The following is a 16,625-nucleotide window of genomic DNA, read 5'->3' as shown; positions in this document are numbered from 1 at the left end:
CGAAATAGGAGGGTTATCAATTTGATAACAACAACTGATTGACTGAAAGTAGGAATGAAAGCCGTCAGGTTGAGCTGAAACTACTTGTCTGATACTCCTACATGCAAGGCGTGATAGTAGTCACAAATTGTATGAAGCTAGGTGAAGTCGGCTGAACAAAACCTAAGTGAGAAATCATATGGTAATGGATAGGTCGGGATGCTACAAAATATCTATGGTGAGAATGTCCAAAGAAGGACTGACGAACTTGCGAATGTACGGGTCTAAACTATTAATACATTAGAAATGTGTATGTCGTTAATGACGACGTTATCTACCGAAAAGTAAGAGTAAATGATATGAAATTCGGAACATCTAACGATGATGATGTAAAGATAACAGGTTTACAGTAAGCACCTAAGGATATATGTATAGCTAAGTCAATCGGAACGTGGTAAGCAAGAAACTGTCACCAACGTCTACTAACAGACAGGTGTATATAAGGTTCTAACGAACCAAAATTACTTTATTCTTGTGAAGGTGGGGACACAGTACCGACGAAGCATGTAATAAATGTGGAGGGATAGTCCCTAGTCTTGTTCTTTGAAAACTAAATCAATTAGATGTAACTCACAGGATCGAGTAAGATGATGTGACCTTTCGTAAGAAAGGGGAATTAATACGTTGGTGAGTACAAAATTGTTTGTAATCTAGTTGCTTTAGTATAGAAGAATAAGATGGGGCGCTGTATGCGATGAAAGTCGCACGTACAGTGCTAAGCGGGGGAAAAGATGGAGATAACTTCAAAGTCTTACCTATCGCAACAAATAAAAAAGTCATTTTTCAATGACTTTAAAAATCTGGTAAATATTGAAAAAGAAATGGAACTAATAATACAAGAATGAAGCCTATAACAGTTATGGATATAACTTTAATTAAATCTTTTTTTACCGCTTTTTCCAAATAAAAACACCTCCGTATTATTTATATTTAATACTATCACTATTTATGAATTATTTGGATTAAATTGTATTTTAAAACTACAGTTGAATGCATCGAGGAAGAGTTCGGTATCGCTGTTTGTAAGCTGCAGTTAATTTATTTAGAGAAAACTAAACAAAATCCTTATTTAAAAACAAGAAGCCCTAGAGTTAGGGCTCTAGGGCTTCTTGTTTTGGTATATCTCACACGGTTTTATAAAAAGAATAGAACGTACTGAAGATAACATATGAATGTTTCATAAATGTATCGAAAAAGTGAACAAAATTGCTATTGCAGAAGTAGCAGAAATGAAGTTTCTAATAGTTAAGTACGTAAAAGGTATTATTTCCAGTGGATAAAATGCGCATGGGGTACCTAATCATTATTTTACCAGAGGAAAAGAATATGTTATGAACTTGGGTGAATGAAAAAATGAATATTTTACTTTAAGCGAAGTTAATGAAATATATTTTGGGGGTTATATCAATGATTGTTATCTCGATGGACACTTTAACTTTATAAAAGTCCTAGAAGAAAAACACAACTATGAGGAATAGCAAGCTATAAAAGTGAACAAAATCGTTATTTTATCTCAAATAAGAAAGGTAGAATGCTATGAATGGAAAGCTTCCATACAATAACATATGCTTGTCCGGTTTAAATGTGAAATCTTTTTTATAAAAACGCTATTTTAGTAGAAAACATTTAAAAGGACCCACAGTGAGGGGGTGGGTCCTTTTAAAAACTAAGCATTCAAGGATTAACTATATATTACCAAAAATGGAGTGTGTTTTCTATGTGTTAATTGTTGATAAAAATTTAAATAAAAACTTCATTTTGTAGAATAAGGGAAACTAAAAAAGAGCACTTGCTTACGGTGCTCTTTAGGAGAAAAGTGAAATGTTGAAAAGTAGATTAGGGTTTCTTGGTTCGAAATAATATGTGACCATTTCATCGTAATGTGACAATGAATCACTAATGCTAACTACTTGTTGAAAAAAAGAAATCCCTCTAGATTATTGACTGCCAGAGCTTCAAGTAATAATTAATCTAATTTTTCAATTACAATCGAAGCATTTATATTTGTTTGTGTTCCACCTGCTAAGGTCTGCAAAGTAACTGCAGCAGCGGAAGTATGATTATTAAGGGTAAGAATATCATCTGCGGCTAAAGTGAGAACTGTTTGCCCATTGTTTTGTTGAGTTCCTGCACCTGATCCATAAACGGAGTTGGTAACGGGAGCCCCGTTTAAAAAGAGTGCAAATTGATTAGGCTCAACTCCTGATACAGAAAAAGAAATTTTATAATCTCCAGCATTAATAACTGTCATCTGAGAAGTTCCAAGAGTATGAGTAAAACCGGATGTGATTGTGCCGTGTGAATTGAAAAGAATAGGTGCTTCTAAGGCAATAACTTGAGCTGCTGTATTGAAAACATAAGCATACTGAGATAAACCAGATGTTGTAAGCCCAGAAGGCCCGGTTGGCCCAGAAGGTCCTGTCGCTCCAGTTATTCCGGTCGGTCCCGTAGGTCCTGGAGGTCCRCCAGAAGGTCCTGTCGCTCCAGTTATTCCGGTCGGTCCCGTAGGTCCTGGAGGTCCACCGGAAGGTCCTGTCGCTCCAGTTATTCCGGTCGGTCCCGTAGGTCCTGGAGGTCCACCAGAAGGTCCTGTCGCTCCAGTTATTCCGGTCGGTCCCGTAGGTCCTGAAGATCCTGAAGATCCTGTCGCTCCAGTTATTCCAGTAGGCCCTATTTGAGGCAAAGGAAAGGCACATGGAAAGGGTATGTGACAATTCTTTTTAAATTTACTCATTTTTACACCTCACTTATAAATGAACTAACGAATTTATACTATAACAACTTATGAGTAAACCGACACACAGGTGTAAGGAAAAAACCTATGAAAATCAAAACAGGCCTTAAGAGTAAGACTCTATTTCGCATTCCATACCAAAAAGAGCACTAAACATAAGTGCTCTTCGGACCAAAACTCTTAATATAAAAGAGTACGTGATACCATATGTAATTTTTTCATGGGGCGTGAAGTATTTGAACGAAATCGCTATTTTAATTTCAAACAAAAGAGCAGCTAGCAAAAGCTAACTGCTCGGCTCCAAAGGAAGAGCAATCAAGGAGAAGGGAATTTTAATGAGTGCTGACTTATCGCCCATGTATAGTATGTGTTTAATATTAGGGAATATTCAGATATGTAAAAAATAAAAAGAGCACCTTCGAACAGTGCTCTTCTATGAAGGTTATTCGGAAATAAAATGACGAGCTTACCTACTAGAAAGGATGGCACAAAATAATATATGAACGTTTATCTAATGGGTGACAGTTAAGTAAAAAGAGCAGCTAGCAAAAGCTAACTGCTCAGTCTTAAAGAAAATCTAAATGGTTACAGTACATTAAAGATGGGTTATCTATAGTATGGACGGGATATTGAGTTTTATTCAGGAGAGAGAGTGGAGTGAATAATTTTAGTTTGATACTATTTGATCTTGATCTGCAACATCAGCATCGAATGTGTTTGTTGCACTAACACCGCTAAAGTTATTGGTAATAAAAGCATTATTCGATGAACCTGAACCATTATAAGATTTTGTATTTTCTTTTGGAGAAACGTTATAAAAATCACCTAAATTGAAAGAACCGTTACTGGTTTGTACGACAAGGTTTCCAAGAATAGCTGGCATAGCTTTCACCTACTTTCTTAGGAAGTATTTAAATAAGTATATGGTGTATGTGTCTAAAGGTTCATTTTGGTTTAAACGTTCGAATATATAGCTTATAAAAAAACTTAACAAAATAATCCTTTTAGAATGAAAAATTAGTAATAAAGGAAGTAATTCTAAAATAATCAAAGTATAATATCTATGTATGTAAAAATATTGTAAAAGGGGATATGAAACATGTATAAAAAAACATTAAAAACAATAACGATAACTTCTATGTTGGTAGTAGGAATTGGGGCAAGTATTCCTTTTTCGATTTTAGGCACAGAACCTATGGTGGTAAGTGCTGATAGTTCACAAGATAAGTATGCCAATTTCCATGAGTTACAACAAAACGAGAGAGTTAATATAGACTATAAAACATTTGTAAATGAAAGAAATCCTAACATTGCTATACTAGCTATTCATGGTGGAGGAATTGAAGTAGGGACAAGTGAAGTAACAGATAAATTAGCTGAAAAGGGAAACTATTCTTCTTATATCTTTGAAGCATTAAAATCATCTAATAATAGGGACTTACATATTACATCTACTCATTTTGATGATGTGGATGCTAGAAGCATGGCGAAGAAATCAAATATGACACTTTCCATTCATGGTTACAGTGGAGAAGAAGAAATTGTTTATGTTGGTGGACTAGAGAAGGAATTAAAAACAAAAGTTATAAACCAATTAAAAAAAGATGGGTTTAATGCTTTGGAAGCACCAAAAAATATTGGTGGCGTTGAACCTTTAAATATAGTTAATGATAATAAAAAGAAAGCAGGAGTTCAATTAGAGTTAACAACCGCTTTAAGAAAGAGTTTCTTTAAAGATGGGGATTGGTCAAGAGAAAATCGAGTAAATACAACTGGGAAGTTCGATAAGTTTGTGAATTCATTGTATACTGTAATTGAAAATAATAAGTAAAGATAGAAAAATTTTTATAGTCCTACTGGAAGAACCGGCGGACATCAAGCTATTAAGAGCATTATTCATATTGCTCTATAGTTTGGTGTCCGCTTTTTTGTTTTTTTATTAATAAAATAGACAAGGAGTGTTTTTATATATGACGCAATTAACTTTCTTACCTAAAATTGATTGTAAAGCAACACAAGTTCGTTTAGAAGAGGTTCTTGAAAATGTTCGTATTTATAGACAATTTGGGATGATTAGAAATGAGATGAAAGTCACAGCTTCTTGCGAGGTAAGATATCATGGCCCAACAAACATGGTAGGCAAGCCAGCTGAAGATGTTGCTTTAACGAATATTGCAATGAGTGAAAGAGAAGTGAAATTGCAACGCTTATCTTTTCAAATTGATAAGGCATTAAGTCGCTTTAGTAAGAATCAAAGAGACATCATTGTAAAACGATATTTAGAAGACGAAGAAGTCTTTGATTACATGGTTTATAACGAGATTGGTATGAGTGAACGTACATACAGACGCAATAACTCTAATGCTTTTTATAAATTAGCGTTTGCTCTTAGATTAGAAGTATATGAGACAGAAGAGCACTAAGGAGGGGATGATCAATGAATTTTGTTCAACCAATACGTGATCCAGAGCAAATACAACAAATTAAGGAACATCTAAAGGAAAAGAGTGAACGTAATTATATTTTGTTTGTAATGGGAATTAATACAGGTTTACGTATAAGTGATATTTTAAAACTAAAAGTTGGAGATTTAAAAGGTAGTCACATCTCAATGCGTGAAATGAAGACAGGTAAGCAGAAGCGTATACAGATTACAGCAGCACTAAAGAGAGAGCTTCGATGGTTCAATGAAAATAGAGAAGATGATGAGTACCTATTGAAAAGTAGACAGGGGAAGAATCGTCCAATTGGCCGCAGTATGGCATACAAGATATTAAGTGGAGCCGCAGCAGAGTTTGGATTAGATGAGATAGGGACGCATACTTTGAGAAAGACGTATGGGTATCACATGTACATGCAAACCAAAAACATAGCATTACTTATGGAGATATTCAATCACTCGTCAGAGAAGGTCACGTTACGTTATATAGGTGTAAATCAAGATGCAATGGATAAAGCAATGAGTAGATTTAAAATCTAAGCATTGTTTTTTCTTTTTAATCTATACAGTTACGCATAATTTTCTTACTGTGTAACTCAAAAGAGAAAGTGTTATAAAACTATGAATAGCAAGGGCTGTAGCATTTGACTCAGTTACACAGAATATAAGATATGGGTAAGTGAAGAAAAGGCATAAAAAAGGAGCGTAGTTCGTCAAATAGATGTAATGCTCTATTACTTTTAAGTTAAGAAATTCATTATTTCCGATTAATTGCATCCGTTTTTTTGTGATTGTTGTGATTTGAATCATAAGTCCGCCACAATTTGAACCATAATATTGCCATAAATCTTTTTTTACTCATAAACTTGCCAGAAGTTTTAATATAAAGCATAAAGTTGCCGTGTTTTTTATTAATGTAGCTTGATGGGCAGGTGGTGCAACCCTAATAGATTTGGGACCTCTCTTTGTATCACTATCCTTTAATTATCATATATATATATAAAGTATTAAAATTAAATTTTAAAGGAGAAATATGTTATATGACAAAATTGGAGGAACTAGAAAAAGATTTTAATCAAATGAAACTAGATTTAAAAGCTATACAACATGATATGAAAAATTTAGAAACAAGAATACTAGTAGCTGAAAAGGATGTTTTAACTATTAATAAACAATTAGATAAAATTAGTGCAAATACTACATGGATTTTACGATTAATCATAAGCGGATTGTTAACAGGAGTACTTGGTGTAGTAGCAAGAACCCTGTTATAGGAAAAAAGGATGTTGGTCAATCAAAACGGATTTAGCGAAGCAAAGAGATTATTTGATTTGATTAACTAGCGTGGGAGCCCTTCAAGGATTGAGGGGCTCAAAGGGGACAGTTCTCCATAGGGTGCACTCTTTACTGTGGATGTGGTTTACATATATTTTGACAGTCATAGAAATTACCTCCTGTTCTTAACAAGCAATAGGTGAAACAGTCTTGGACAGTATAGGAAAACATTGAGGTTATAGGAGGATCGCCACAAACCGAAAGAACCATAAGCCTGCCCGAGCGGCAAAATTATGGTTCAAATCACAATTGATATTGATTTTTAAAAAATAAATATCTTTTAAAATTAAACGTAATGTTCTACATTAACGTGTTTCTGGATCTTTGTCTTTTTTTCTAAGACCAAATAATCCTACTAGTCCCAATAAACCAAGCCAAGCCCAATTATTATTTTTATGACGATTAGCATTTAAATCATTTGTCGTATTTACATTTCGAGTTCTCACATCATTATTAACTCTATTCATGTTATAGTCATTAACTCTATTCATGTTATAGTCATTAACTCTATTCATGTTATGGTCATTAACTCGAGTTGTAATATTATTATTGTTAACTCTATTCGTATTATATCCATCGTATTCAGCATGGACGCTTGTACCAAAAACCATAATAGTTAGTAATAGGGCACCTAAAATAGATGAAAGTTTTTTCTTCATGGTTTTCCCTCCTTTCGTATTTAGTAATGTCTCCAGTTCCTTTAGACAATATTCGGTAGAAAATATATAAAACCATTTGAATTGAAATTATGATAAACATCTTTAATCTTTATTATCAAAAGTACTTAATAATAATGGATTAAGTTAATTGAAATGTATTTATTCTTTATAAGCATAAATTTTTGGTAACGGTACATTCTATGAGGGGTAATTACTATATTTGGGTAAGGTGTTCCTTATGAGTTATAAGAACTTATTTTCTTTAATCAAGAACATGATTGGGAAAATTTTTTCTATAGTAAGTATTGTTGCTAAAAGTCTAATTTCTTTAAGGAGGAATATTTTTATGGGTATTTTAAGTGGAAATCCACAAAATGAACCAATGCACTACGGAGAAGTCTTTGGGATTTGGAGTTATCTTGCAGCGGCACAAGGCGCAATTGCTGGATATCAAGTTCTTATTAACCATACAGGAGACGAGGATTTAAAGAAATTTTTAGAGAACCTTGTAGAGAATGATATCCAATCAGAAGTTGAAGAATTAAAAAATATCTTGAAATTGAATGGTGTTGCATTACCACCAGCACCTCCAGAAAGACCAGTTGCATCTATTGAAACGATTCCTCCTGGTGCTCGTATTAATGATGCAGAAATTGCAGCTAAAGTTTCTATGGATCTTGCTGCTGGCTTAGTAGCATGTAGTCAAGCTATGGGGCAATCTCTTCGAGAAGATGTTGGAATGATGTTTGGTCAATTTCATATGAAAAAAGCACAAGCTGGAGCTATATTACTTCGTCTGAATAAGAAAAAAGGTTGGATTATTCCGCCTCCATTACATGTTCTACAATCCGATCAAGCATAATACCTAAATAAATTTCAATCGATTCTTTATGGCTGTTGTATTGAAGTAGTCTAGGAAGATAAAGGTTATTAGCGAATTAAAATAAGTGGCAGAGTCGTGACCGCTTTTTGGCAGTAAATGTGCCGGTTGTTTTAGAATTAGCATGTTATATTTGTATTGTGAGTAGTGGCGGAAAACATTGCTCACAAGATTCCTTATAACTGAAAATGGATCGTCATGACCGGTGGCGATGGTTGTAGATTGGATGAACAGTTGTTTCTTGTTTTCACATTCAATTGCAATTCACGTTGTGTAAACGGAGAAGGGCTTTTGCTCTTCTTCCAGTTACTTAATAATATTGGCGCAGATGAATGTAACAACATTAGGTGATTGGAAGAAGGATAAAACTTCATTTACCGTAATTGAAGTATAGATTAATAATCAATGAAAAAAGCATCCATTCGGGTGCTTTTTATTTTTAGGTAAGGAGCGAGGATAATGTGTGAGCATAAATACCAACTGTTAGAAAGTGAGACCACTACTTTTTATTCTGATGCCAGACATTTTGGGGTAGATGTTTCGGCTACATTTTACTGCGAAAAGTGCCTTGATATTCAACATCGTGAGAAAAGAATTGATACGGGAGTGATTGAGGTAAAGGCTAATGAATGAGTACAAAACCAAACAACAGAAGCGTAAGTTCTATGACGGTGGTGAGTGGAAGAGCATACGAGAACAAGTAAAGAAGCGTGACAACTATGAATGCCAAGAGTGTAAACGTAACGGACGTGTTCAAACAGATACCAATGAATACAGTGAGAGTGCAAAGCGTAAGAAGATACAACTCGTTGTCCATCATATAAAAGAACTTGAGCATCATCCAGAACTCGCATTAAACATAGATAATCTTGAAACAGTCTGTGTCAATTGCCACAACAAAGAACACGGTAGAACATTTAAAAAGAAACAGAATAAATGGGAACACGATGAAATGTGGTAAAAATGATTCAGAAAAAATACCCCCCCTTAAAATATTTCATCAATTTTTCGTATAAGGGGCACCGGAGGAGGGGGTTAACTGTCAGGTTTTTTTCAAAATTACGCACGTAAGGGGGGGGTGGGTAGATGGCTGTTAGTATTGTGAGGTTAAAAGAACAGCTCATGAATAGTATAGATATTACAGATTTAGTCGAAGTTGAAAAAGTAGAAAGATACATTGATCTGGTCAAAGCATTTAGGAAAATAAATAAAACTATTAATAAAGAAGGCGAGTCCGTAACAGTAAAAAACGGTTCTCAAGTTTTTGTTAAAGCCCACCCTCTTATAGGTGAGAGGAATAAAATTAACAGTTCTTTAATTGCGTTAGGCAGAGATATAAAGTTTGTTGTTAAGGCTAACATTCCTAATGCGGGTTATAGTGAAAGTGATCTAACATGATTAGGCAAAAGTACATTGATGAATATATTGAGCTTTATCGAAGTGGAAAAGTAAAGTTCAATAAAGAAAGAGAATTGTTAATTGAATATCTAGAAAAATATATTTTGAACAGAGACGATTTATATTTTGATGATGAAATGATTGAGAAGTGTATCCGCTTTGGTGAGAAGTGGTACTTTCCATTACAATCTTTTCAGAAATTCTTAATAGCATTCGTCTTTTTATTTTACAAGAAAAATGGTCGCGTATTTTATCGTAAATTCCTCTGGATGCTTGGACGTGGTGGTGGTAAAAACGGATTAATATCAGTCATCATTCACTTTTTAATTAGTGAAATGCATGGTATTCCGGAGTATAACATTTCCGTTGTTGCAAACAGTGAAGAGCAGGCGAAAACGAGTCCTGATGAAGTTCATAAATGCGTTAAACGAAATGAAATATTGCAACGAGCATTTAAAACCACACTAACTCAAACAGTTTCTAAAGCTACTGGAAGTATATTGAAGTTTAGAACATCAAACGGAGATACAAAAGATGGTTTGCGTGATGGTGCGGTTGTATTTGATGAAATACATCAATATGAAAGCAATAAAGATGTTCGAGTTCACATAAGCGGTTTAGGGAAAAAGAAAAACCCACGAGAATTTTACATTGGTACAGATGGATATGTCCGTGATGGCTTCTTAGATAAACAAAAAGAAAAAGCAATGAAAGTATTAAATGGTGAAGCACGTCCTAATGCCATCTTCCCATTCATTTGTAAATTAAATGATGAAAACGAAGTTGATGATCCAGAAAATTGGGAAATGGCAAACCCTATGTTATCGCAGCCGTTAAGTGAGTATGCAGAAGGGTTACTTGAAACGATAAAAGAAGAATATGAAGATTTAGAAGATGATCCAAGTAATCGAGAAGAGTTTATGACAAAGCGTATGAACTTACCTGTTACAAACTTAGAAAGGTCTGTAGCAAAATGGGAAGAAATCGTTGCTACAAATCGTCCATTTCCTGATTTATACGGTCGAGAATGTATTGGGGCTTTAGACTTTGCGAGTATTAGAGATTTCGCAGCTTGTGGTCTTTTATTTAGAGTAGACGGTGAATACATTTTTAAAACACATTCTTTTGTACGTAAAGAGTTTGTTGATATTTATTATGGATACTCAAAAAAGGCAAATGAGTATAAAAAGGAAAAATTTGGACCAATAAAAGATTGGGAAGAACAGGGACTTTTAACAGTTGTGGACGAGCCGACTATTAATCCAACACATATTGTAAATTGGTTTGTAGAAATGCGCGAAATGTATGGATTAAAAAAAATTATAGGTGATAATTATCGATTAGAAGCTATAAAGCCATTATTAATAGATGCAGGATTTGAAGTAGAGATTATTAGAAATCCTAAAGCAATCCACGGTTTATTAGCACCACGGATTGAAATGGCATTTGCCAATCGTCAAATTGTTTTTGATGACAACCCTCTAATGCGTTGGTATACACAAAACGTCTTGGTTGTCATCAAGGGCGATGGAAACAAAATATACGAGAAAAAAGAGCCAGTTCGTAGAAAAACTGATGGATTCCAATGTTTTGTCCACGCTCTTTATAGAGCTGATGAAATACAAGAAGTAACTGATTTCGTTATAGGCGATATTAAATTCTAATAAAGGGGGTGATAACCATTGGATGGTTAGGTTCAGTATTTAAAAGAAATAAAGAACTAGGATTTATGGTGGATCTAGACATAATTGCTGATACAGCAAACAGACTTCATATGAAACGATTGGCAATTGATACATGTGTATCATTTTTGGGAAGAACAATAAGTCAATCCGAATTCAGAGTAAGACAGGGGAAAGCATTTGAGAAGAATGAACTTTATTACCGATTAAACGTTAGACCAAACAAGAATATGACAGCAAGTACCTTTTGGGAAAGGTTTATTCGCAAACTTATTTATGATAATGAGTGTTTAGTTATACAGGCTGATGATGGTGATTTACTTATTGCAGATGGATTTCAACATAATGAATATGCTGTGTTTGAGGATACTTTTACTGATGTAATAGTAAAAGATTATACGTTTAAGAGAAGTTTTAGGCAAAGTGAAGTAATTCATTTAAAGTATCGAAATGATAAACTATCTCCGCTTATTGATGGTTTATTTGCAGATTACGGGGACTTATTTGGTAGAATACTAAGCTCTCAAAAGCGTAAAAATCAAGTTCGTGGAACAGTTGATATGGATATGACAGGAGCCAAGACGGAAGAGAATATAGCAAAATTACAAAAGTTTATTGATGATATGTATCAGGCGTTTGGTAATAAGGATATTGCTATTGTTCCACAACAAAAGGGTTTTAATTATAACGAAATATACAATGGCGTTGCGAATGGCCCCAGTGTGGAAGAAATCAATAAGGTTACAAATGGTTTCTTAAATCAGGTAGCTATGGCAATTGGTATTCCAACAGCTTTGATACATGGTGAAATGGCTGATGTAGAGAAGCAAACGAAAAACTACATGCTTTTCACAGTACGGCCGTTATTAAAAAAGCTATCTGATGAAGCGAATGTTAAATTCTTTGAAATGAATGAGTATCTTTCAGGGAAAAAGATTGAAGTTAAAGCTGTTTCTTATCAGAGTATATTTGACCTTGCAACAAGTATTGATAAACTCATTTCTTCAAGTGCATTTACAGGAAATGAGATTCGTTCAGAAGTAGATTATGAAGGTTCTGATGATCCAAACTTAAATATCCATCATATTACGAAGAACTATACGAAACTAAATGAATCTGAAGGAGGTGAGAAATGATGGAACATTTGAACATGAATAAGCTTTTAAATTTAAAACGAGATATTCGCTTTGAAGCTAAAGGTGAGAATGAGTACAAATTAACCGTTTATGGATCAATCGGTGGATGGTTTAGTGAAAATAACGCTGAAGCTGTAAGAAGAAAAATCCAAGATGTAAAAGCAGAAAAAATTCACGTTCATATTAATTCGGGTGGAGGTTCCGCATTTGATGGTGTAGCAATTTGCAATCTGTTAAAGTAGCATGATGCCGAAATTATAGTTCATATTGATGGTTGGGCCGCTAGTGCCGCGTCTGTAATTGCGATGGCTGGCGATAAAATTATAATGCCTAGTAATACCATGATGATGATTCATCAAGCTAGTACCATTGAATATGGAAATGCAGATCTTTTTGAAAAAACAGCAAGAGATTTACGAAAAATCGATTCAGCTTTAGCGGCATCTTATAAAAAACGTTTTGTTGGAACAGACGAAGAATTAAAACAGCTTTTAAAAGATGAAACTTGGCTAACAGCAGAGGAAGCAGTTGCTCTTGGTTTAGCTGATGAAATTGCTGATGAAATCGAAATAGATGATACGCAAGAAGAGGAAGAAGAGGAAGTTGTGGAAAACTTCAAAGAAGATTTAGTAGCTAAGTATACGAAACAACCAAATAATCAAAATCCAAAAGAGCCTATTCAAGAGCCTGTTAATACAAAACAGAATCTGAGTACGCTTTTTTTAAATCTAGGAGGAAAATAAAACATGGTGATTAAATTTAATAATTTTGAAGAGAAAAAACTAGCTTTTGCGAAAGCAACACAGGAAGGGACACCAGAAGAACAAACAGCGGCATTAAATTCTATGATTGAAGCACTTGCTACAGATGTTCGTTCGGATATCTTGAATCAAGTCAATGAATCTATTGTAGACCGTTCTATTATGCAGTCTCGAGGTTCTAACGTATTAACGAGTGAGGAAATGAAATTCTTCAATGCAGTAGTTCAAGATGGTGGATTTAAAGATACTGAAACATTACCTAAGACAACACAAGAACGAATTTTTGATGATTTAGTTCAAGGTCATCCGTTGTTAGAACATATCGGATTAGAAAACTTAGGTGCTGTGACAGAATTTATCTATGGAGATCCAGAAGGTGCAGCTGTATGGGGACCATTATTTGGTGATATTAAAGGACAACTAAATGCCACATTCCGAAAAGAGTCTATCTCTCAACTTAAATTAACGGCATTTATCCCATTGGCAAATGACATGCTTAAACTTGGTCCAGTGTGGGTGGAACGCTATGTTCGTACAATGATTTCAGAAGCTATGTCTGTAGGTTTAGAACGCGGATTCGTAATTGGTACAGGTAAAGATGAACCTATTGGATTGTTAAAAGATCCAAGTGGAAGTGTTGTTGGAGGAGTATATCCAGATAAAAAAACAGCAGGGACTTTAACATTTGAACCAGGTCGAAAAACAATCAATGAATTAAAAGGAGTTGTTAAATTACTGGCTAAAAAGCTAAATCCTGATGGTAAAACTGATGCAGACAGACCAAAAAATATTGCAGGGAAAGTAGTTATGGTAACAAATCCGTTTGATACTTTTGATATCCAAGCAAATGCAACAATTCAAAATGCAGCTGGAGTGTATGTGACAAGCTTACCGTTCAATCCAACTCCTACAGAATCAGTGTTTGTACCTCAAGGTAAGGTGCTGTTTTTTGTTAAAGGAGAGTATATTGCAGCGATGGGTGGAACTGAACCAATTAAAAAGTATGAAGAAACATTAGCTTTAGAAGATGCAACACTTTATATTGCTAAACAATATGCTACGGGTAAGCCGAAGGACAAATATACTTCACAAGTTTACACATTAAGCCTTGAGGAAACACCACCAGCAACTAAATAAGGAATGATGTAAATGGAAACAGTAATTTTAAATGAAATATTACAGCAATTCAAAGATAGGATGCGATTAGGTGATGATGAAGATGATAACCTAAGACGCATCCTATTTGCATCCAATAAAGCTTTAATAAAAGACTGTGGATCATATGATATAAACAAAGACGAGACGTTCAAAGAATTAGTTTTTGAACGTTCTCGCTATGTTTATAATGATGCACTCGAGTATTTTTCTGAGAATTTTTTAACGGAAATTAATAGCTTCGGCATTCAAAAAGCTTTAGAAGAAATCAAACTGGACGGTGAATAAAATGCGTCCTTTTCAATACAAAAAGCCACTGAATACAGGCGATTTTAGAAACCGAATCAATATTGAACAACCTGTAGTAATAAAAGATGAATTAAATCAGGTAATTGAAACATCTTGGCAGGAGTTAAAAAAAGCCTGGTCAATGATAAAAACGGTGAAAGGTTCCGAGTATATTGAAGCTTCAGCTTCACAGGCTACACGGGTGTATCGTTTTGTGATTCCATATACTTCTGGTATTACGGAAGAAATGCGAATTAATATGAAAGGCCGTATCTTTAATATTATCGAACCGCCAATGAATGATGATGAAATGTATCAAACATTGACTATTATCGCAAAGGAGCATGTTTAGTATGAATGATTTTGCGAGTGATCTTGCTAGGGAGTTGCAAAGGTATGCAAAAGTTGTAGAAGAAGATTTGGAAAATGAAATCGATGAAGTAGCAGATATTGCTGTAAGTAAATTAAGGCAAAGTGGTCCTAAAAAAACAGGTGCTTATCGTAAGGGTTGGCGTAAGAAAAAAGAGGGGAATGGCATTGTTCTTCATAATACAAAAGGGCAATTAACACATCTATTAGAAAATGGGCATGCAAAAGTTGGTGGTGGCCGAGTGCCAGCAAAAGTGCATATTCGTCCAGTTGAAGAGTATGTAATTGACGAATTACCAAGACGTATCGAAAGGACGATTGGGCAATGACATTAGGTGAATTAACAAAAATTCTTGAAGCGACAGGCTATCCTGTGGCTTATTCGCATTTTACAGCAACACCAACCAATCCTGTTCCAGCGCCACCTTATATTTGTTTTCTTGTGGATGGATCAGCAAATTTAATGGCTGATAACAAGGTTTATCACAAGATAAACGATTTAAATATAGAGCTTTATACAACTAGAAAGGATTTAGTTGCTGAAGCCAAACTTGAAAAAGTCTTAGACGATCATGAGATCCCTTATGACTCGTATGGGACTTTTATTGAATCTGAAAAAATGTATCAAAAAATATACGAAACGAGGTTGATATAAATGAATGAAAACAAGGTAACATTCGGTTTGAAAAATGTACATTATGTACCATTAGATACTAAGGATTTTTTAGTTAAATTTGGGACGCCAATTCCATTACCTGGTGGGGTTGAACTAACTTTTGAGCCGCGCGGTGATTTAATTGAATTCTATGCAGATGACATGCTTTATTACGCGGCAAGTAATAACCAAGGTTACGATGGAGCATTAAATATTGCTACTATTCCAGAGCAATTTGCTATTGATGCACTTGGTGAGGAATTAGACGAAACGGATGGCGTATTAAATGAATTAGCTGATGCAAAAGGAAAACCATTTGCCTTATTATTTGAGTTTGATGGTGATGTGAATGCAACCCGTCATGTTATGTATAACTGTTCAGCAAGTCGTCCAACGATTGCATCTAAAACAAAAACAAGTTCTGCTGAACCAAATACAAATGAACTGAAGTTTGTTTCTAGCCCAATTATTTTAGCACCTGGTGGAAGACCAATGKTTAAAACGAAAACGACTGCCAAAACAACACCAGCAATTTATAACGACTGGTACAAAAAAGTGTATGTAAAAACACCAGCAGCACCAAAAGGAGCGTAAGCAGATGGAAAAGACGATTACTATAGACGGTAAACAAGTCAAATTAAAAAGTACAGCAGCAACAGTTAAACGTTATAAGGCGCAATTTAGACGTGATTTATTTGCAGATATGTTTGCTTTAGGAGCTATGGGTACAATCACTTCACCTGATAGTACAGAAGCAACTATTGATCTTTCAACTTTAGATTTTAATAAGGTTGATTTCGAGGTTATTTATGATCTGGTTTGGTTATATGCTAAAACGGCTGATCCGAGTATTTCAGATCCACTTACATGGTTAGATGGATTTGATGAATTCCCTATCTATGAAATTATGCCGGAAATTAACGATCTGATTCAAATGACAATGGGAGCAAAAAAAAAATAAAGAAAAATAATGGAGAGCAAGGGACTTTCAGTGATGAAGAATTAACCACTGATACGTTCCTTGCTCTTTGTTATAAAGCAAAATTAACGCGTTGGGATTTAGAAGACATGACAATCGGTGATTGCTTTGATTA

General features: G+C 34.6%; 19 protein-coding genes and 1 pseudogene. 17 read left to right on the top strand and 3 right to left on the bottom strand.

Annotated features, from left to right (window positions below; translation table 11 throughout):
* Positions 1 to 2,005 precede the first annotated feature (2,005 nt).
* Positions 2,006 to 2,773 (bottom strand): BclA C-terminal domain-containing protein, encoded by a 768-nt coding sequence (locus tag AC1DKZ_RS00625; RefSeq protein WP_476995526.1) that lies wholly within the window; start codon positions 2,771 to 2,773, stop codon positions 2,006 to 2,008.
* Positions 2,774 to 3,440: 667 nt separating this feature from the next.
* Positions 3,441 to 3,656, bottom strand: a complete 216-nt coding sequence (locus AC1DKZ_RS00620; RefSeq protein WP_476995525.1) for a spore germination protein — start codon at positions 3,654 to 3,656, stop codon at positions 3,441 to 3,443.
* Positions 3,657 to 3,872: 216 nt separating this feature from the next.
* On the opposite strand from AC1DKZ_RS00620, the gene AC1DKZ_RS00615 reads away from it, so the two are divergent.
* From AC1DKZ_RS00615 to AC1DKZ_RS00600, 4 genes are all read left to right on the top strand, one after another.
* A complete protein-coding gene (locus tag AC1DKZ_RS00615) occupies positions 3,873 to 4,604 on the top strand; it encodes a poly-gamma-glutamate hydrolase family protein (protein WP_476995524.1) in 732 nt (243 codons plus the stop codon).
* 139 nt (positions 4,605 to 4,743) lie between these two features.
* Positions 4,744 to 5,196: an ArpU family phage packaging/lysis transcriptional regulator gene (locus tag AC1DKZ_RS00610; RefSeq protein WP_476995523.1), complete on the top strand. Its 453-nt coding sequence runs from the start codon at positions 4,744 to 4,746 to the stop codon at positions 5,194 to 5,196.
* A 14-nt stretch (positions 5,197 to 5,210) separates the two neighbouring features.
* Positions 5,211 to 5,753: a site-specific integrase gene (locus AC1DKZ_RS00605; protein WP_264539679.1), complete on the top strand. Its 543-nt coding sequence runs from the start codon at positions 5,211 to 5,213 to the stop codon at positions 5,751 to 5,753.
* Positions 5,754 to 6,253: 500 nt separating this feature from the next.
* Entirely contained in the window at positions 6,254 to 6,487 is a 234-nt protein-coding gene (locus AC1DKZ_RS00600) for a hemolysin XhlA family protein (protein ID WP_002165181.1), read from the top strand.
* A gap of 366 nt (positions 6,488 to 6,853) precedes the next feature.
* On the opposite strand, the gene AC1DKZ_RS00595 is transcribed toward AC1DKZ_RS00600, so the two are convergent.
* A complete protein-coding gene (locus tag AC1DKZ_RS00595) occupies positions 6,854 to 7,207 on the bottom strand; it encodes a WGxxGxxG family protein (protein WP_476995522.1) in 354 nt (117 codons plus the stop codon).
* Positions 7,208 to 7,553: 346 nt separating this feature from the next.
* On the opposite strand from AC1DKZ_RS00595, the gene AC1DKZ_RS00590 reads away from it, so the two are divergent.
* The 13 genes and pseudogenes from AC1DKZ_RS00590 (at position 7,554) to AC1DKZ_RS00530 (ending at position 16,492) form a co-directional block, all read left to right on the top strand.
* The gene (locus AC1DKZ_RS00590) at positions 7,554 to 8,069 is read left to right on the top strand and encodes a DUF3231 family protein (protein WP_000512143.1); all 516 of its coding nucleotides are present in this window, start codon (positions 7,554 to 7,556) and stop codon (positions 8,067 to 8,069) included.
* A 643-nt stretch (positions 8,070 to 8,712) separates the two neighbouring features.
* Positions 8,713 to 9,048, top strand: a complete 336-nt coding sequence (locus AC1DKZ_RS00585) for an HNH endonuclease (RefSeq protein ID WP_002165184.1) — start codon at positions 8,713 to 8,715, stop codon at positions 9,046 to 9,048.
* A gap of 125 nt (positions 9,049 to 9,173) precedes the next feature.
* The gene (locus tag AC1DKZ_RS00580) at positions 9,174 to 9,485 is read left to right on the top strand and encodes a P27 family phage terminase small subunit (RefSeq protein ID WP_002142872.1); all 312 of its coding nucleotides are present in this window, start codon (positions 9,174 to 9,176) and stop codon (positions 9,483 to 9,485) included.
* Positions 9,482 to 11,149 carry a terminase TerL endonuclease subunit gene (locus AC1DKZ_RS00575; RefSeq protein WP_476995521.1) on the top strand — a complete coding sequence of 556 codons (1,668 nt, stop codon included), beginning with the start codon at positions 9,482 to 9,484 and terminating at the stop codon, positions 11,147 to 11,149. Before AC1DKZ_RS00580 ends, AC1DKZ_RS00575 begins: the two co-directional genes overlap by 4 nt.
* Before the next feature lie 8 nt (positions 11,150 to 11,157).
* Complete coding sequence (locus AC1DKZ_RS00570; RefSeq protein WP_476995520.1) at positions 11,158 to 12,303, top strand: phage portal protein; 1,146 nt, start codon at positions 11,158 to 11,160, stop codon at positions 12,301 to 12,303.
* A pseudogene (locus AC1DKZ_RS00565) lies at positions 12,303 to 13,046 on the top strand (head maturation protease, ClpP-related). Before AC1DKZ_RS00570 ends, AC1DKZ_RS00565 begins: the two are co-directional and overlap by 1 nt.
* Positions 13,047 to 13,049: 3 nt before the next feature.
* A complete protein-coding gene (locus AC1DKZ_RS00560) occupies positions 13,050 to 14,201 on the top strand; it encodes a phage major capsid protein (RefSeq protein WP_016095500.1) in 1,152 nt (383 codons plus the stop codon).
* Between the two features lie 12 nt (positions 14,202 to 14,213).
* On the top strand, positions 14,214 to 14,507 hold the full coding sequence (locus AC1DKZ_RS00555; RefSeq protein WP_476995519.1) for a hypothetical protein: 294 nt from the start codon (positions 14,214 to 14,216) through the stop codon (positions 14,505 to 14,507).
* 1 nt (position 14,508) lies between these two features.
* On the top strand, positions 14,509 to 14,859 hold the full coding sequence (locus tag AC1DKZ_RS00550; RefSeq protein WP_476995518.1) for a phage head closure protein: 351 nt from the start codon (positions 14,509 to 14,511) through the stop codon (positions 14,857 to 14,859).
* Position 14,860: 1 nt separating this feature from the next.
* Positions 14,861 to 15,205, top strand: coding sequence for an HK97 gp10 family phage protein (locus AC1DKZ_RS00545; RefSeq protein ID WP_476995517.1), 345 nt, complete (start codon positions 14,861 to 14,863; stop codon positions 15,203 to 15,205).
* Positions 15,202 to 15,531, top strand: coding sequence for a hypothetical protein (locus AC1DKZ_RS00540; RefSeq protein WP_476995516.1), 330 nt, complete (start codon positions 15,202 to 15,204; stop codon positions 15,529 to 15,531). The genes AC1DKZ_RS00545 and AC1DKZ_RS00540 overlap by 4 nt, the downstream gene beginning before the upstream one ends.
* Positions 15,532 to 16,125 (top strand): major tail protein, encoded by a 594-nt coding sequence (locus tag AC1DKZ_RS00535; protein ID WP_476995515.1) that lies wholly within the window; start codon positions 15,532 to 15,534, stop codon positions 16,123 to 16,125.
* Between the two features lie 4 nt (positions 16,126 to 16,129).
* Entirely contained in the window at positions 16,130 to 16,492 is a 363-nt protein-coding gene (locus tag AC1DKZ_RS00530; RefSeq protein ID WP_215560181.1) for a hypothetical protein, read from the top strand.
* Positions 16,493 to 16,625 lie beyond the last annotated feature (133 nt).

Source organism: Bacillus sp. 05T21 (assembly GCF_056396785.1).
The sequence above is the reverse complement of the archived record's forward strand: the minus strand, read 5'-3'. Positions and strand labels throughout refer to the sequence as shown.

Coding starts and splice junctions, on each gene's coding strand:
- AC1DKZ_RS00620 (WP_476995525.1), bottom strand. CDS start 3,656: ATGCCAGCTATTCTTGGAAACCTTGTCGTACAAACCAGTAACGGTTCT.
- AC1DKZ_RS00615 (WP_476995524.1), top strand. CDS start 3,873: ATGTATAAAAAAACATTAAAAACAATAACGATAACTTCTATGTTGGTA.
- AC1DKZ_RS00610 (WP_476995523.1), top strand. CDS start 4,744: ATGACGCAATTAACTTTCTTACCTAAAATTGATTGTAAAGCAACACAA.
- AC1DKZ_RS00605 (WP_264539679.1), top strand. CDS start 5,211: ATGAATTTTGTTCAACCAATACGTGATCCAGAGCAAATACAACAAATT.
- AC1DKZ_RS00600 (WP_002165181.1), top strand. CDS start 6,254: ATGACAAAATTGGAGGAACTAGAAAAAGATTTTAATCAAATGAAACTA.
- AC1DKZ_RS00595 (WP_476995522.1), bottom strand. CDS start 7,207: ATGAAGAAAAAACTTTCATCTATTTTAGGTGCCCTATTACTAACTATT.
- AC1DKZ_RS00590 (WP_000512143.1), top strand. CDS start 7,554: ATGGGTATTTTAAGTGGAAATCCACAAAATGAACCAATGCACTACGGA.
- AC1DKZ_RS00585 (WP_002165184.1), top strand. CDS start 8,713: ATGAATGAGTACAAAACCAAACAACAGAAGCGTAAGTTCTATGACGGT.
- AC1DKZ_RS00580 (WP_002142872.1), top strand. CDS start 9,174: ATGGCTGTTAGTATTGTGAGGTTAAAAGAACAGCTCATGAATAGTATA.
- AC1DKZ_RS00575 (WP_476995521.1), top strand. CDS start 9,482: ATGATTAGGCAAAAGTACATTGATGAATATATTGAGCTTTATCGAAGT.
- AC1DKZ_RS00560 (WP_016095500.1), top strand. CDS start 13,050: ATGGTGATTAAATTTAATAATTTTGAAGAGAAAAAACTAGCTTTTGCG.
- AC1DKZ_RS00555 (WP_476995519.1), top strand. CDS start 14,214: ATGGAAACAGTAATTTTAAATGAAATATTACAGCAATTCAAAGATAGG.
- AC1DKZ_RS00550 (WP_476995518.1), top strand. CDS start 14,509: ATGCGTCCTTTTCAATACAAAAAGCCACTGAATACAGGCGATTTTAGA.
- AC1DKZ_RS00545 (WP_476995517.1), top strand. CDS start 14,861: ATGAATGATTTTGCGAGTGATCTTGCTAGGGAGTTGCAAAGGTATGCA.
- AC1DKZ_RS00540 (WP_476995516.1), top strand. CDS start 15,202: ATGACATTAGGTGAATTAACAAAAATTCTTGAAGCGACAGGCTATCCT.
- AC1DKZ_RS00530 (WP_215560181.1), top strand. CDS start 16,130: ATGGAAAAGACGATTACTATAGACGGTAAACAAGTCAAATTAAAAAGT.